The following is a 15059-nucleotide window of genomic DNA, read 5'->3' as shown; positions in this document are numbered from 1 at the left end:
CTACTGCGACCGATGTTCAGATAGCGCGAGACCATGGTTTGGCATAAACGTCGGCACATAATGTCTGTTGTCTTGCGATATCTTCTGATCAGCTGCGTGGCGCTTGGTCTGCTTGCGCCCAAGATGACTGCCGCCTTGGCAGAGGTCATTCCCGGCGTGCAGACATTCGTGATCTGCACCGGGTCCGAAATCGTGCGGGTCACACTGTCCGCAGATGGTGAGCCGATTGAGGAACCAGTGATCACCACCGACCATTGCGTCCTCGGTGATCTGGCCGCCCACACACCGGATTACACGGCACACTGGCACGCTTTGGCCCGCGATTATCAGTTTCGCTTTTCGGTCAGACTACATCCCGCGCCGAATGGCGATCTCTTCGCGATCAAATGGCCCAGCCAGGCCCCTCCCCCTGTTGTCTGAACACGCTCTTTTCTTCAGATAAACAACAGGATTTCGAACATGACCGATGCGACCGCATCGGCGCAGTCCGGCTCAAAAGAGACCGGCGGCGCCTTTTACCGCTTGGTTTGGAAATGGCATTTCCTCGCCTCGCTCTACGTGCTTCCTTTCATGGCCATGTTGGCCCTGACCGGCGGTATCTACCTTTACAAACCACAGATCGAAAGCTGGCTTTATGCGGACCGGATGAACGTGACTGTCGCCGGTACCCGCGTGCCCTACGAGGCTCAGCTGGCCGCTGTGGCTGACAGTGTTGGCATCACCCGCGTGCGCGGCATGACAACCTATGATCAACCCGGACGCAGCACCCTGGTCGAATTCGATGACGCCGAAAAGATCCGCTCTCTCGCTTGGGTCGATCCTTACACGGCAGAGGTTCTGGCGGTCACGCCCCGCGATGAAACCGCGATGCGTGTCTTGCGTAAATTTCACGGCGAACTTCTTTTGGGCGATGTCGGTACGAAATTCGTAGAACTGGCCGCCCATTGGGCCGTCGTTATGTTCATCACCGGACTCTACCTCTGGTGGCCGCGCGGCAATCGCACGCTGGCCAAGGCTGTCAGCCTGCCCACGGGCAAGGGCCGCAGTTGGTGGCGTGAGACGCATATGTTCACGGGCTTTGTTGCGGCGGTCCTGGTCTTGCCGATCATCGTGACCGGTCTGCCATGGACCGATGTCTGGGGCGGCGGGCTATCCTACGTGCAAGAGCGAACCAATCAGGAGAGCAAGAGCCTGCGATTTGGCGGCGACGTTCCGAACTCCACCGCGTCCGGCGGAACGCCCATTGCCTACGCGCAGGTGTTCGATGTGGCCCGCCAGTCAGGTCTGGTTGCGCCCTACGAACTTCGTCCGCCGAAATCCGAGGAGGCGGCGTTCTGGATAAGATCGGCCAGCACCAATCGCTATGACCAGACCGAGTTGATCGTAGACCAGTACACCGGCGCCGTTCTGAAGCGGCACGATTTTGCGGCGAACCCCGCCATTGCCAAGACCGTTTCGCTTGGCATCTCGTTCCATCAGGGCGAGCTTTATGGCTGGCTGAACATCGCGCAGAATACAATCGCTGCACTGGCCGCATTCATCCTGTCGATCAGCGGTTTCGTGGCATGGTGGAAACGACGCCCCGCCGGATCCCTTGGCGTCCCGAGAGCACCAGATGCTGCGATGAGTCCGGTTTTGGTTCTGCTTGTCGTCGGGGTCGCGATCCTGTTTCCACTGGTGGGCGCGTCGTTGATCGTGGTGCTGATCCTCGACTGGTTAATCTTTCGTCGTTTGGGCTGGTTCCGCGCTGCATCAGTCTAGGACATATGGCGGGGTCGGCATTCGTGGCCCCGCCTACTCCGCCGCGAGTGGTACGGAAGCGCGCCCAATGTCCGAGATCTCTTGCACGACGCGGGTCATCACGGCTTGGAAATTCCGGAAATTATCATTCGGGCGCACATAGGTCTCGTTGAGATAAAGCGCCCGATCAACCTCGATCTGGATCGCATGCTGTCGACGAGACGGGCGACCATAATGCTGCGTAATATACGCACCGGCAAACGGCGCGTTCCGGCTGACAGTCAAGCCAGCATCAAGGAAAATCGTCTCGATTCTGTCCACCAGATCGGTTTCGGCGGATGAGCCGAACCTGTCGCCCAGAACAACCTCGGGGCGGGGCGCCCCCGGTTTGGCCACGGCATCCAATGCCTCATGTGGCATAGAGTGGCAGTCGATCAGGATTGCTTCGTTGAACTGCCGCCGCGTGTGGTCCAGCAGTTTTTGAAGGCAGGTGTGATAGGGCAGCCAATAGCGTTCGATCCGCGCAGTGGCCTCTGCCTTGGAAATCTTGCCGCGGTAAATCGCCCGACCGTTGGACACGACCCGAGGGACGACCCCCAGACCGGACGCGATTCGTGGATTATGGGCAACTTTGCCGATCCCCTCCACCACCGACGGATCAAGCTCATCCGACGCGCGGTTGAGATCGAGAAACGCCCGTGGCGCCTTGGCCACAAGCAGCGGCGCCCCGCAGTCAGGCGCATTTCCCACAATTAAATCAATGAATGCATCCTCGGAGGACCGGATCGTCAACTCGTCCAGGACAGACCGACGCAAAAACGCGCGCGGGTAGTGCCGCCCACTATGGGGGCTGGCAAAGACAACGGATGTTGTCTGGACGTCCGGAAAGGACAGCGTGTAGGCATCATTGTGCGTCGGTGTCATTGCGAACAAGTATAGGCCGATTTCGACGCGCTTCAAAAGCCCTTGAACCACATTCCGACTCCTTCTATAGAGCGCGGACCAACGGGCTTCGGCTGCGTTCATATGGCTATGGATGCGCGAGATGTTCGGCGGCAGATGGGCGCTTAGCTCAGCGGTAGAGCACTTCGTTGACATCGAAGGGGTCACTGGTTCGATCCCAGTAGTGCCCACCATCGCATAAACGCCCGGACATGGGGTCCGGGCATTATTTTTAACCGAAGGCGCATGCGCGCTGGACAACAGGAGATTGGACATGAAGGTCAGGAATTCGCTTCGCTCCCTGAAGTCGCGCCACCGGGATTGCCGGGTCGTGCGTCGTAAGGGCCGGGTTTACGTCATCAACAAGACCCAACGCCGGTTCAAAGCCCGTCAGGGCTGAGCCAAGCGACATCAGATTTCGAAAAGGCCGCCCATGGGGCGGCTTTTTCATTTGTAGGTCCTCAACAGGTGACTGCGCCGAAACAGCAACCGCGACCTCGCACTATGATGTCACCGAACTGAAAGGGATTGGTAGCGGAGGAGGGACTTGAACCCCCGACACGCGGATTATGATTCCGCTGCTCTAACCACCTGAGCTACTCCGCCAAACCGTGGGGTGATCTAGGCGCACCTCGCTTTCACGTCAACCCGGAATTTCCCCTCAACGCCTTGCCTTTTCCCAAGGGATCATCGCACTTTCGGGCAGGGAGGACGTCAAATGGGTTACATCGAAGAATTCGTCGAAGTGGTTGGCCAAGAGAACGTCCGCCTTGGCGCTGACATGGAGCAGTACGCGACGGATTGGACGGGTCAGTATCACGGGACCCCCCTTGTCGTTCTCAGACCAAAAACCACTCAAGAGGCGAGCGCGTGCGTCAAAATCTGTGCCCGGGAGAAAATCGCAATTGTCCCAGTCGCGGGGAACACCGGTCTGAACGGTGGTACCAAAGCAGAAAACGCCGTCATGATCTCACTGGAGCGCATGAACAAAATCCGGGACATCCGGCCCGATGCCGGGATTGCAGTTGTTGATGCCGGCGTCGTTCTGTCTTCGCTTCACGATGCGGCGGACGAGCATCGCATGGTGTTTCCCCTGACATTCGGCGCGCGCGGGTCGGCGATGATCGGAGGCGTTCTGTCGACTAATGCAGGCGGCTCGAACGTTGTGCGCTACGGCAGCACACGCGGGCTGTGTCTCGGGCTGGAAGTCGTTCTCCCCGATGGTCGGATCATGGATCTGATGACCGAACTCAGAAAGGACAATTCTGGCTATGATCTGCGCAACCTGATGATCGGGGCGGAAGGCACGCTGGGGTTAATCACCGGGGCCGTCCTCCGACTGTTCCCGAAACCCCGCGCCTATGCGACCGCGATGATCGCCGTCAGATCTCTGGATGATGCGCTCAGGCTATTGAACCAGCTTCAGGAAGAGACGGGCGGTGCGGTCGAAGCGTTCGAATACATGCCCCGCCGCTACATCGAGGGGCATCTCGAACTGATGGACGGCGCCCGCGCACCCTTCGACACCCTCTACGACATTAACATTCTGGTCGAAGTTGGCGCAACGGCGACACGCGAAAGCACGATGCAGGCCGACGGAACAGTCCCGATCGTCGCTTCCCTAGAGGCTATCCTAGGCAAGATGCTGGAAGAGGAAACAGTTCTTGATGCGGTGATTGCGCAGTCAGAGGCTCAGCGTCGAGAGATGTGGGATCGCCGCGAGGCAGCTGCAGAGATCATGATGCCGGGACGTTGGGTCGTGAACCACGATATCGCAGTTCCCCTGGACAAAGTCGCCGCCTTCGAAGAGCAAATCAAACCACGCCTGGGCGAGATCGACCCCGAGGCAACAAGCATTACCGTGTCCCATCTTGGGGACGGGAATGTCCACTATACTGTATGGCCCACTGGAAATTCACCGGATCTGGCGGATCGGATCATGGAGGCGGTCGAAGACGTCGCCCTTGATCTGGGCGGCACGTTTTCGGCAGAACATGGTATCGGCCTGTCCAAGCTGAACTCCATGAAGCGGCGGAAAAACGACGTCGCGCTGGACATCATGCGAGCCGTGAAGCAGGCAATCGACCCAGACAACATCATGAACCCCGGAAAGGTTCTGCCAGCGCCCTAAGCCTCTGCCTTAACCTGCCAGTCGAAGAAATCCGCAGGCGCTCGTGATCTCAGGCGCGCAGCGACGGCGCGACCCAAATCAGCGGCGTCTTCAAGCGGCGCGGTGTCAGCATCGGCAATCGCCTCAGATCCGTCTGTCCGCAGAATTTCACCGCGGAACTGAACCGTCCCGCCGTCAATCTCGGCCAGACCGGCAATCGGCGTCTCGCAGGAACCGTCAAGTGCCGCAAGATAGGCCCGCTCGCAAGCCAGCCGGTGCCCGGTGGTCGTGTCATGAATGGACGCCAGCATCTCTGCAGCGCGGGTGTCCGAGATGCGTCGCTCGATCCCAATTGTTCCCTGCGCCACTGCGGGTAGCATATCGCCCGGATCAATCGGCGTAACCGGCAGATCCGTCATCTCCAGCCGCCTCAGACCCGCCATCGCGAGGAACGTACAGCGGGCCACGCCGTCTTCCAGCTTTTTCAAGCGGGTCTGCACGTTGCCGCGAAAATCTACCACGTTCAGGTCCGGCCTGCGATAGAGCAATTGCGCACGGCGCCGCAAGCTGGACGTGCCGACAGTCTCGCCCTCGGCCAGATCCGCAATGGATGACACGTCATGACTGATGAACCCATCCCGCACATCTTCGCGCGGCAGAAACGTATCCAGAATCAAACCCTCTGGCTGATCGACAGGCATGTCCTTGGTGGAATGAACCGCAATGTCGATCCGCCCTGCCAGCATGTCTTCTTCAATCTCGCGGGTGAACAGCCCCTTCCCGCCGATCTCTTTCAGTGGGCGGTCCAAAACCCTGTCGCCAGTCGTTGTAATCACAACAATCTCGAACGCAGTCTCGGGCAAATCAAATGCATCAGACAGTCGTTGCCGCGTTTCATACGCCTGCGCCAGCGCAAGGGGGGAGCCGCGGGTGCCGATCTTAAGGGGGGTGTCGGGGGTCGGGAGATCAAGAGCCATATCAATTCTCTAAAGGCGTCAACTAAAACTGACAACCTCTTGGGTTGACATCCCCTTCCTTTCGCCAGACCACAGATGAAAACGAGTTACGGGGAACAGATGGCGGAACCTAAAAAACTGATGCGCGCGCTGGCGGGCGAGACATTGGAAACACCCCCAGTCTGGATGATGCGGCAAGCTGGTCGCTACTTGCCGGAATACCGTGCCACCCGCGCGCAGGCCGGTGATTTCTTATCGCTCTGCTACAACCCGGAACTGGCTGCGGAAGTGACGCTGCAACCTATACGCCGTTACAATTTCGACGCAGCAATCCTCTTCGCCGATATCCTTTTGCTGCCACAGGCTTTGGGGGCGGATCTGTGGTTTGTTACCGGCGAAGGCCCTCGCCTGTCCACCGTCACAAGCGCATCGGATTTTGCCAAACTGAAAGGCGCCGATGACATCCACGACCGTCTCGGCCCCATCTATGAAACGGTCGGCATTCTGTCGAAAGAACTGCCATCCGAGACGACGCTGATTGGCTTTGCCGGGGCACCCTGGACGGTTGCCACCTACATGATCGCGGGAAAGGGCACGCCGGATCAGGCCCCTGCTCACAAACTGAAAGCTGAAGATACGAAGACCTTCGATGCGTTGATGGACCTTCTGACGGCGGGCACCATCGAATACCTGTCCAAGCAAGCGGATGCCGGCGCCGAGGTTCTCAAGCTTTTCGACAGCTGGGCCGGATCGCTTTCAGGCGATGACTTTGACAAATACGCGCTCACCCCAGCCAAGAGGATCATCGCCGAGCTCAAATCGCGCCACCCCGATGTGCCGATTATCGCTTTCCCGCGCGAGGCGGGTGAAAAGTACATCGGCTTTGCCAAAGAGACCGGTGCGGATTGCGTCGCATTGGACAACTCAGTCCAGGCAGACTGGGCGGCGGGATATGTACAGCGTGATGGCTGTGTTCAGGGCAATCTTGCCCCAACGCATATGGTCGAAGGCGGGCAGCCGTTGATTGATGAAACAAAACGCATAGTGAAGGCGTTCTCCGGCGGGCCTCATATCTTTAATCTGGGCCACGGGATAACGCCCGAAGCGGATCCCGAGAATGTTCATGTGATGCTAGAAGCCATCCGCGGCTAAAGCATGTGTCGAGGGCACGTAAGGTTTATGCTCAAATCCTGTCTGACGATTGCCTGCCTCTGCCTCGCACTTCTATGCAGTCCCGGTCTTGCGCAAACGACTGCGGCCTCTGATGATGTCACTGCGCCCACGGAAACCGTCGCGGTTGAACCCGTCGCGCGGGACGGGCAGATCGCGACGCGTATTCTGGATATCCTTCAGTCGACGGGCTGGTATGTAGAGCCAGAGGTTACGGTGAACGGCGGCATCGTCTTTCTGGACGGACGCGCGCGATCAACAGACCACCGGGTCTGGGCACGAGAGTTGGCTTCGAACACACAAGGTGTCGTGGCGGTCGTGAACCGGATCGTGGTGGAACAGGAACTGACCTGGTCCTTCGCACCGGCATTGGCAGAACTCGACTCCCTGTTGAAACGGATGGTCACCTCACTTCCGCTGATTTTGCTCACGCTCGTTATTCTGCCCCTCACTTGGTGGCTGTCCGGCCTCGCGTCGAAGGGGCTGCGGCGCTACCTGCTGGGCCGGATATCGTCGCCATTTCTCAAGGATATCGTCTCTCGCGTCATGGCGCTGCCGATCTTTCTGATCGGTCTCTACATTGTGCTACAAGTGGCGGGTCTGACCCAACTCGCCTTCTCCGTCGTCGGCGGTGCCGGGGTCTTGGGCATCGTGGTCGGTTTCGCCTTCCGCGACATCGCCGAGAATTTCCTCGCGTCGCTTCTTCTCAGCATCCGCCGCCCGTTTGAATCCGGCGATTTCATTGAGGTCACGGGTCTGATGGGGTCGGTCCGCTCCATGAACACGCGCTCTACCGTTTTGATCTCGCCCGAGGGCAATCACATTCAGATCCCCAACGCGACGATCTTCAAAAACACGATCACGAACTACACAGCGTCACCTTCACGAAGGGAGGTTCTGTCAGTCGGCGTAGGCTATGATGTGTCCACTGCGCGCGCCCAGAAGATTATCCAAGAGGTGCTTCAAACCCACGAGGCCGTTCTGGACGAACCCGCGCCTATGGTGTTGATCGACAATCTTGGAAGCTCGACCGTGAACCTGAAAGCCTACTACTGGTTCGATGCGAAGAACTACTCGCTTCTAAAAGTGAAATCGGCGCTCTTGCGGCTGGTGAACAACGCCTTGACCGAGGCAGGCGTACCAATGCCAGACGACGCGCGGGAGGTTATATTCCCACAAGGTGTACCGGTTCTGCAGCTTGACGGCGCAGCAGCCGAACGTGCGCAGGCCATTGCCACATCCGAGATCGCAGAAGCCAGCGAAGAGGCCGAAGATAAATCAGAAGCGGAAGAAATCGAAGGCGACCTCACAAATGAACAGGAAGAGGTCACCCAGATTGCCAGCGAAACTGAGGCGCCGACAGATGACGCCGATCTGCTAAGCGATAAGACTTAGACCCACTTCGCCAGCGGCGGCAGGCTCATCAGAACGGCATTCGCGTCATGCCCGGTTTCCAGACCGAATTTGGTGCCCCGATCATAGACAAGATTGTACTCCGCATAGAGGCCACGATGGACCAGCTGCGCGTCCTTGTCGTCCTCTGTCCAAACGGCGTTGCGCCGTTTATTGGTCACGCCAAGAAACGCGGGCAGGAACGCACGTCCTACATCTTGTGTGAACGCGAAATCCGCATCCCAGTCGCCAGTGTTCAAATCATCGTAGAAGATTCCGCCAACACCCCGCGCGCGGCCCCGGTGGGGAACGAAGAAATACTCATCCGCCCAGGATTTGAACTTCGGGTAGTATGCGTCGTCATGTTTGTCGCAATACTCCTTCAACGTCTCGTGGAAGAAGGCCGTGTCTTCCTCGTACTCGATACACGGGTTCAGATCCGATCCACCGCCAAACCACCAAGCATGAGGGGTCCAGAACATCCGCGTGTTCATGTGGACCGCAGGCGATTGCGGGTTCTGCATATGTGCGACAAGCGAAATACCGGAGGCCCAGAAGCGTGGATCGTCGGCCATCCCGGACAGGTCTTTGCGCGCTGCCATAGCCTTCTGCGCGCGCTCTCCCAACTGGCCGTAAACCGTCGAGACATTCACGCCGACTTTCTCGAACACCCGACCGCCGCGCATTACGGACATCAACCCGCCGCCCGCGTCTGATCCGTCCTCGGCGGTGCGTTTGGTTTCCGACACCTCGAACCGCCCGGCTGGTGCGTCTGCAAAGGGACCTGTGTCTTGAGTGTCTTCCAGCATTTCAAACGCCGCGACGATGTCATCCCGAAGGCTGCGGAACCAAGCAGCGGCCTGCGCTTTGCGCGCGTCGAAAATTTCAGTCATTTGCTGTCCCCGGTCATTTATAGTTTCCTAACAGATGAAAGCGAAACAAGTCACGATTCCATAGCGACAAAAAACGGACGGATCCTTGAGCATGCGCAAATTTCTGATATTGGCCCCGGCCCTGCTGCTTGCGGCCTGCGCTGATCCCTACAAACGATGCGTCAGCGACGCGACCGAAGATCTGAAAATCGTGCGCACTCTGATCGCAGACACACGTCAGAATATTGATCGCGGATATGCGATCAACACGGAAACCCGCACCATCGCGTATACCGACTTTTGTTTCGGCAGCGGCTACCGTCATGGCGGCATCCGGTTTTGTAACCGGCTTGAACCGGTTAGCCGTGATGTGCCTGTCGCCATCGATCCACGTCAGGAGCGGCGCAAACTGGCGGAGCTGCAGACCAAGGAGAAAGAGTTGCAGCGCGAAACCGCCGCAGCCCTCGATTTCTGCGAGCGTTCGCGGATCCCCGGCGCGACCGGCTGACATCTAAACTCAATATCTGGTGGCTCTCAGGTTTTGCGGCGCACCATTCTGTATGTGTGCTTTAATAACCACATGAAACTTATTGAAACTAAAGTGTTTTCGAGAAATCGACTTTGTGTTAGCGTCTTCTTAAGGCCAAAAATGGTCATTTAATGAAAATCAAGGGGATGTAACGCCATCCCCGAGGCAGATAGCAGGCAGACGTCGTGGTTTTACGTCTTTTTCAAGTGGCCCGTGCGGCCATATTTTTCAGTGTTTTCGCCTGTCTGGTGAATGGTGCGACCGCCGCGCCATACGCCGCGATGGTGATGGATGCGCGAACGGGCGAAGTGCTGCACGCACGCAACGCGGATACGCGATTGCACCCAGCTTCGCTGACTAAAATGATGACCCTGTATGTGGTGTTCGAGGCCGTCCGGCGCGGCGAAATCTCCATGGACACGAAGGTCAAGATTTCCCGAAAGGCGGCCGCAGAACAGCCCTCTAAACTGGGTTTGAAGTCGGGTCAGCGCATTGCGATCCGCTATCTGGTGCGTGCTGCAGCAGTCAAATCCGCGAATGACGCGGCGACTGCATTGGCCGAAGCGATTTCAGGAAGTGAGGCCGCATTCGCCCGCCGCATGAACCGGACCGCCAAGGCGTTGGGCATGACCCGGACGACCTTTAAGAACGCCCACGGTCTGACGGAGTCAGGCCATATGTCGACTGCCCGTGATATGACAGTGCTGGGTCGGCACATGATCTACGACTATCCTCAGTACTATAACCTGTTTTCGCGCCGCTCGACCCATGCAGGGGTGCGCGAGGTCGCAAACACGAACCGGCGCTTGCTTGGTGCTTACAAAGGCGCAGACGGGATCAAGACCGGCTACACGCGCGCGGCGGGGTTCAACCTTGTCGCCTCGGCAGAGCGTGGCAGGGAACGTGTTATTGCAACCGTTTTCGGCGGCCGATCGACCGCAACGCGCAACGCGCGGGTGGCAGAGCTTTTGGACATGGGCTTTCAACGCGCGCCATCACGCGTCGCGTTGAAAAAGCCACGGTTGCCACGTTATGGCGCAACGGAAACCAGGATCGCAGCTGTTACTACAAGCAGGCGCCCCTTGATGCGCCCTTCGGCCGATATGACGGCAGACGTGCTTATGGCGCTGGTCGAAGATGTGGATCAGAATGTCAGCGCTTCCCGCAATGCCGTCGCTGAAGACGTACCTGTTACGCCAAAATCAAAGCCCGTTGTGACGCCCCTGCGCAGACCAACGGGGATAGGAGCGATCGCCATATCAGAGCTTGAAAAAGCACCCAAACGGCAAGTGATCTCGCGGGCCAGCACATCCGGCGGTCAACACTGGAGCATCAGTCTGGGCAGATATACAACACGCAACAAGGCAGAACGTCTACTGCTTCAGACAGCCCTGCAAGAGCTTGAAACATTGGACGAGGCACTGCGTAAAGTTGTAGACCAACCGCAGGGATGGGAGGCGAACTTCGTCGGCCTGTCGGAGAACCGTGCAAATCTCGCATGCATGCGGCTCGAAGCGCGGGGTGTTGACTGTGAAGTGCGCGGACCGGACGGCGCTTAGCGCGCCTAGGCGGCGCTTGCCTTCAGATCCAAAGCTGCTGCCAGCAAAGTCTGCGTGTACTCGGTTTGAGGATCGTTGAAAACAGATTGTGCCTCGCCGGCCTCAACTACATCCCCCTGCCGCATCACGATCATCTTGTGGCTGAGCGCACGTACCACTTTCAGGTCATGGCTAATGAATAGGTAGGCCAACCCGTACTTCCGCTGTAGCTCGCGCAGAAGCTCGACGATCTGAACCTGAACCGTCATATCAAGCGCACTGGTCGGCTCATCCAGAACCACCAGCTTGGGTCGCAGAATCATGGCGCGCGCAATCGCGATGCGCTGCCGCTGCCCGCCAGAAAATTCGTGAGGGTAGCGATGCATCATCTGGGGCTCCAGTCCCACCTCCTGCATGATATCTGACACCATATCGCGGCGATTGCGCCCCGGCTCGGTCCCATGCACGCCAAGGCCTTCCGCAATGATCTGCTCCACCGTCATACGGGGGCTGAGCGAGCCATAGGGGTCCTGAAACACGATCTGCATATCGGCACGCAGCGGTCTCAGCTGCCGAGAGGACAACCCCTGAATCTCCCGTCCCACGAACGAGATCGGACCTTTGGAAGAGATCAGCCGCATGATCGCAAGGGCCAGCGTCGTCTTCCCGGACCCGCTTTCACCGACAATGCCTAGCGTTTCACCCGCGCGCACGCTGACCGTCGCTGCGTTGACCGCCTTCACGTGGCCAACCGTGCGCTTGAGAAGTCCGGCCTGAATGGGGAACCAGATCCGTAGATCTTCCGTCGAAACAATCTCTGGCGCGTCAGCGGCCACCGGTTCCGGCTGGCCCGTTGCCTCGGCCGCCAGCAACATCTGCGTGTAGGGATGCTGGGGATTGTCAAAGATGCTGGCCGTCGGGCCGCTTTCGACAATCTCACCGTGCTGCATGACGTACACGCGGTCCGCGATCTTTCGCACCACGCCCAGATCGTGGGTGATAAACAAAAGGCTCATCTGCTCCTGAACCTTCAACTTTGCCAAGAGGTCAAGGATTTGGGCTTGGATGGTCACGTCAAGCGCAGTCGTCGGTTCATCCGCGATCAAGAGATCCGGTCCATTTGCCAGCGCCATGGCGATCATGACACGCTGCCGTTGGCCACCGGACAATTGGTGCGGATAGGAGGTCAGGCGGCTTTCGGCGTCGCGAATACCCACCTTTTCCAGAAGCTCGATCACCTTTATGCGCGCATCCGCCACGGACAGGCGTTGGTGTAGCTGCAAACTCTCCGAGACCTGTTTTTCCAACGTGTGAAGCGGATTGAGCGAGGTCATCGGCTCTTGGAAAATGAAGCTGATGTCGTTGCCGCGCACACGGCGAAGGTCAGCCTCGGACGCGTTGGCCAAATCCCTGTCATCGTAGCTGATCTTACCTGATACCTGAGCCGACTCGGGCAAAAGTTGTACGGTAGACAGCGCGGACACTGATTTGCCCGACCCGGATTCGCCCACCAAGGCAACCGTCTCACCCTTGTCGACGTAGAAGCTGATCCCGCGCACGGCTTCGGTTTCAGCGCCGTCCTGACGGAACGCCACGCGAAGGTCTTGCACATCAAGAAGTCGGCTCATTGGAACACTTTCCGAGGATCAAATGCGTCTCGCACGCCCTCAAAGATAAAGACCAAAAGGGACAACATGATTGCGAAGGTGAAGAAGGCGGTGAACGCCAACCAAGGGGCCTGAAGGTTCTGTTTGGCCTGCAAGGTCAGTTCCCCAAGGGACGGCGCCGACGCAGGAAGGCCAAATCCCAGAAAGTCGAGCGAGGCCAGCGCGCCAATGGTTCCGGTGATGATGAAAGGCAGAATGGTGAGGGTGGCCACCATGGCGTTGGGCAGCATGTGGCGGAACATGATCGTCCAGTTTGACACGCCCAATGCGCGAGCGGCCCGAACGTACTCAAAGTTGCGCGCCCGCAGGAACTCGGCACGGACAACCCCCACAAGGGCAGGCCATCCAAAAAGGATCGATAGGAAGACAAGCAGCCAGAAACTTCGTCCCAGAATGGCAAACATGATGATGATCACATAAAGATTCGGCGTCGCGCCCCAAATCTCCAGTACACGTTGGAAGATCAGGTCGGTTCGCCCGCCGAAATACCCTTGGATGGCGCCGGCAATGATCCCGATCACCGATGAGGCCAGCGTGACGATCAGTGTAAACAAAATGGACAGCCTAAAGCCGTAGATCACGCGCGCCAAAACATCGCGTGCCGCGTTGTCAGTGCCAAGCCAGTGATCGCCGTCCGGGGGCGACGGCGCGGTGCCGTCGATATCGTTGACGGTATTGTAGCTGTAGGGAATGGGCGCGGTCAAAATCCAACCCTTTTCGATGTCGCTTCCTGCAACTTCGCCGTCTTGGGCGTCTTCGATCACATCTTCGGGATCGTCGAAACATTCTTCCAGTCCGCCCGAGATGATCAGGCATTGCACCTCTATATCGCGGTACTCTGCCTCCGTCCGGAAGTCACCGCCGAAGGCCGTCTCAGGATAAAAGCTGCGGAACGGAGTAAAGTATTCTCCTCGGTACTGCACCAGAATAGGTTTTTCGTTCGCGATGACCTCGGCGAACAAGGACAAGCCAAACAGAATGCTGAAGATGATGAGCGACCAGAATGCCCGCTTGTTGCGACGAAAGTTTCGCCAGCGACGTTGATTGAGCGGCGACAGCTTCATGTCTCGCGGCTTTCAAAGTCGATGCGCGGATCAACGAACACATACATCAGATCTGACAGAATCCCCACCAAGAGACCGATCAGACCGAAGAAATAAAGCGTGCCGAAGACAACCGGATAGTCCCGCGCCACCGCCGCCTCGAACCCGAGACGTCCCAAGCCATCAAGCGAAAAGATTGTCTCGATGATAAGGGAGCCGGTCAGGAAAATTCCGAGGAAAAGGCTGGGGAAACCCGCGATCACGATCAGCATCGCATTCCGGAAGACATGCCCATAAAGGACCCGACTTTCCGAAAGCCCCTTCGCTTTTGCAGTAATCACATACTGTTTCTTGATCTCGTCAAGGAAGCTGTTCTTCGTCAACAAGGTCAGCGTGGCAAAGGCCCCGATGGTCGATGCCAGAACCGGTAGGGCGATGTGGTGGAGGTAGTCCAGCACTTTGCCGATCAGACTCAGATCTTCCCAGTTGTCCGAAGTCAGGCCTCGCAAGGGGAAAATCTGCAGATAGGATCCACCAGCGAAGAGCACCAGCAATAGGATGGCAAACAGAAAGCCCGGGATTGCATATGCAACGATGATGGCGCCAGACGTCCATGTGTCAAAGGGCGAGCCGTCCTTGACGGCCTTTCGAATACCCAGCGGAATAGAGATGATGTAGGCGATCAGCGTGGACCACAGCCCCAGCGATATCGAGACTGGCAGCTTTTCCGCTACAAGCTCCAGCACGCCGACATCGCGAAAATAGCTCTCGCCGAAATCGAAGCGCAGGTAGTTCCACATCATTGTCAGAAACCGCTCCAACGGCGGCTTGTCGAAGCCGAACTCACGCTCAAGCTCTTCAATAAAGCCCGGTGGAAGCCCACGTGCGCCAGCATAATTGCTGTTTTCGGTGTCTAGCGTCAGTTCGTCACCACCGCTGCCACTGATCCCTTCGAAGACGTCCCCGCCACCTTCGATTCGGGCGATGATCTGCTCAATGGGGCCGCCCGGTACGAACTGTGTAAGGGCGAAGTTGATGATCATGATCCCGATCAACGTCGGGATCACAAGCAGCAGACGTCTGACGATATAGGCTAGCAC

The 15059-nt window shown here is 58.0% G+C and carries 14 protein-coding genes and 2 tRNA genes; 9 read left to right on the top strand and 7 right to left on the bottom strand.

What is annotated here, in order from left to right; genetic code table 11:
- The first annotated feature begins 60 nt into the window (after positions 1-60).
- Positions 61-420 (top strand): hypothetical protein, encoded by a 360-nt coding sequence (locus KIN_RS09715; RefSeq protein WP_159806388.1) that lies wholly within the window; start codon positions 61-63, stop codon positions 418-420.
- Between the two features lie 39 nt (positions 421-459).
- Entirely contained in the window at positions 460-1761 is a 1302-nt protein-coding gene (locus KIN_RS09710) for a PepSY-associated TM helix domain-containing protein (protein WP_159806386.1), read from the top strand.
- Between the two features lie 33 nt (positions 1762-1794).
- On the opposite strand, the gene KIN_RS09705 is transcribed toward KIN_RS09710, so the two are convergent.
- Entirely contained in the window at positions 1795-2664 is an 870-nt protein-coding gene (locus KIN_RS09705; RefSeq protein WP_159807959.1) for an N-formylglutamate amidohydrolase, read from the bottom strand.
- Between the two features lie 137 nt (positions 2665-2801).
- On the opposite strand from KIN_RS09705, the gene KIN_RS09700 reads away from it, so the two are divergent.
- Positions 2802-2876, top strand: a tRNA-Val gene (locus KIN_RS09700).
- Between the two features lie 80 nt (positions 2877-2956).
- Positions 2957-3082, top strand: a complete 126-nt coding sequence (ykgO, locus tag KIN_RS09695) for a type B 50S ribosomal protein L36 (protein WP_028287243.1) — start codon at positions 2957-2959, stop codon at positions 3080-3082.
- 129 nt (positions 3083-3211) lie between these two features.
- Here the strand turns inward: ykgO and KIN_RS09690 are convergent.
- Positions 3212-3288 (bottom strand) — tRNA-Met (locus KIN_RS09690).
- A 112-nt stretch (positions 3289-3400) separates the two neighbouring features.
- On the opposite strand from KIN_RS09690, the gene KIN_RS09685 reads away from it, so the two are divergent.
- Positions 3401-4813, top strand: coding sequence for an FAD-binding oxidoreductase (locus KIN_RS09685; protein ID WP_159806384.1), 1413 nt, complete (start codon positions 3401-3403; stop codon positions 4811-4813).
- Here KIN_RS09685 and hemC read toward each other — a convergent pair.
- On the bottom strand, positions 4810-5769 hold the full coding sequence (gene hemC / locus KIN_RS09680) for a hydroxymethylbilane synthase (RefSeq protein ID WP_159806383.1): 960 nt from the start codon (positions 5767-5769) through the stop codon (positions 4810-4812). The genes KIN_RS09685 and hemC overlap by 4 nt on opposite strands.
- A 99-nt stretch (positions 5770-5868) precedes the next feature.
- On the opposite strand from hemC, the gene hemE reads away from it, so the two are divergent.
- Complete coding sequence (gene hemE / locus KIN_RS09675; RefSeq protein WP_159806382.1) at positions 5869-6900, top strand: uroporphyrinogen decarboxylase; 1032 nt, start codon at positions 5869-5871, stop codon at positions 6898-6900.
- Between the two features lie 27 nt (positions 6901-6927).
- Positions 6928-8313 (top strand): mechanosensitive ion channel family protein, encoded by a 1386-nt coding sequence (locus KIN_RS09670; RefSeq protein WP_159806381.1) that lies wholly within the window; start codon positions 6928-6930, stop codon positions 8311-8313.
- Here KIN_RS09670 and hemF read toward each other — a convergent pair.
- The gene (gene hemF / locus KIN_RS09665; protein ID WP_159806380.1) at positions 8310-9203 is read right to left on the bottom strand and encodes an oxygen-dependent coproporphyrinogen oxidase; all 894 of its coding nucleotides are present in this window, start codon (positions 9201-9203) and stop codon (positions 8310-8312) included. The two genes, KIN_RS09670 and hemF, sit on opposite strands and share 4 nt — an antisense overlap.
- 91 nt (positions 9204-9294) lie before the next feature.
- On the opposite strand from hemF, the gene KIN_RS09660 reads away from it, so the two are divergent.
- Both KIN_RS09660 and KIN_RS09655 read left to right on the top strand, forming a co-directional pair.
- Positions 9295-9690, top strand: coding sequence for a hypothetical protein (locus KIN_RS09660; protein ID WP_159806379.1), 396 nt, complete (start codon positions 9295-9297; stop codon positions 9688-9690).
- Between the two features lie 206 nt (positions 9691-9896).
- The gene (locus KIN_RS09655; protein ID WP_373281652.1) at positions 9897-11270 is read left to right on the top strand and encodes a D-alanyl-D-alanine carboxypeptidase family protein; all 1374 of its coding nucleotides are present in this window, start codon (positions 9897-9899) and stop codon (positions 11268-11270) included.
- 5 nt (positions 11271-11275) lie between these two features.
- Here KIN_RS09655 and KIN_RS09650 read toward each other — a convergent pair whose 3' ends face one another.
- Genes KIN_RS09650 through KIN_RS09640 form a run of 3 tightly spaced genes read right to left on the bottom strand, consistent with a single transcriptional unit; the run spans position 11276 to position 15059 of the window.
- Positions 11276-12877 carry an ABC transporter ATP-binding protein gene (locus KIN_RS09650; RefSeq protein WP_159806378.1) on the bottom strand — a complete coding sequence of 534 codons (1602 nt, stop codon included), beginning with the start codon at positions 12875-12877 and terminating at the stop codon, positions 11276-11278.
- Entirely contained in the window at positions 12874-13980 is a 1107-nt protein-coding gene (locus KIN_RS09645) for an ABC transporter permease (protein ID WP_159806377.1), read from the bottom strand. Before KIN_RS09645 ends, KIN_RS09650 begins: the two co-directional genes overlap by 4 nt.
- A complete protein-coding gene (locus KIN_RS09640) occupies positions 13977-15059 on the bottom strand; it encodes a microcin C ABC transporter permease YejB (RefSeq protein ID WP_159806376.1) in 1083 nt (360 codons plus the stop codon). Before KIN_RS09640 ends, KIN_RS09645 begins: the two co-directional genes overlap by 4 nt.

Origin of the sequence: Litoreibacter roseus (genome assembly GCF_009811795.1) — a bacterium.
Classification (GTDB): Bacteria; Pseudomonadota; Alphaproteobacteria; order Rhodobacterales; family Rhodobacteraceae; genus Litoreibacter; species Litoreibacter roseus.
This window is presented reverse-complemented; position numbering and strand designations above follow the sequence as displayed.

Coding starts and splice junctions, on each gene's coding strand:
- KIN_RS09645 (WP_159806377.1), bottom strand. CDS start 13,980: ATGAAGCTGTCGCCGCTCAATCAACGTCGCTGGCGAAACTTTCGTCGC.
- KIN_RS09705 (WP_159807959.1), bottom strand. CDS start 2,664: ATGACACCGACGCACAATGATGCCTACACGCTGTCCTTTCCGGACGTC.
- KIN_RS09710 (WP_159806386.1), top strand. CDS start 460: ATGACCGATGCGACCGCATCGGCGCAGTCCGGCTCAAAAGAGACCGGC.
- KIN_RS09685 (WP_159806384.1), top strand. CDS start 3,401: ATGGGTTACATCGAAGAATTCGTCGAAGTGGTTGGCCAAGAGAACGTC.
- KIN_RS09660 (WP_159806379.1), top strand. CDS start 9,295: ATGCGCAAATTTCTGATATTGGCCCCGGCCCTGCTGCTTGCGGCCTGC.
- KIN_RS09650 (WP_159806378.1), bottom strand. CDS start 12,877: ATGAGCCGACTTCTTGATGTGCAAGACCTTCGCGTGGCGTTCCGTCAG.
- ykgO (WP_028287243.1), top strand. CDS start 2,957: ATGAAGGTCAGGAATTCGCTTCGCTCCCTGAAGTCGCGCCACCGGGAT.
- hemF (WP_159806380.1), bottom strand. CDS start 9,203: ATGACTGAAATTTTCGACGCGCGCAAAGCGCAGGCCGCTGCTTGGTTC.
- KIN_RS09670 (WP_159806381.1), top strand. CDS start 6,928: ATGCTCAAATCCTGTCTGACGATTGCCTGCCTCTGCCTCGCACTTCTA.
- hemC (WP_159806383.1), bottom strand. CDS start 5,769: ATGGCTCTTGATCTCCCGACCCCCGACACCCCCCTTAAGATCGGCACC.
- KIN_RS09715 (WP_159806388.1), top strand. CDS start 61: ATGTCTGTTGTCTTGCGATATCTTCTGATCAGCTGCGTGGCGCTTGGT.
- hemE (WP_159806382.1), top strand. CDS start 5,869: ATGGCGGAACCTAAAAAACTGATGCGCGCGCTGGCGGGCGAGACATTG.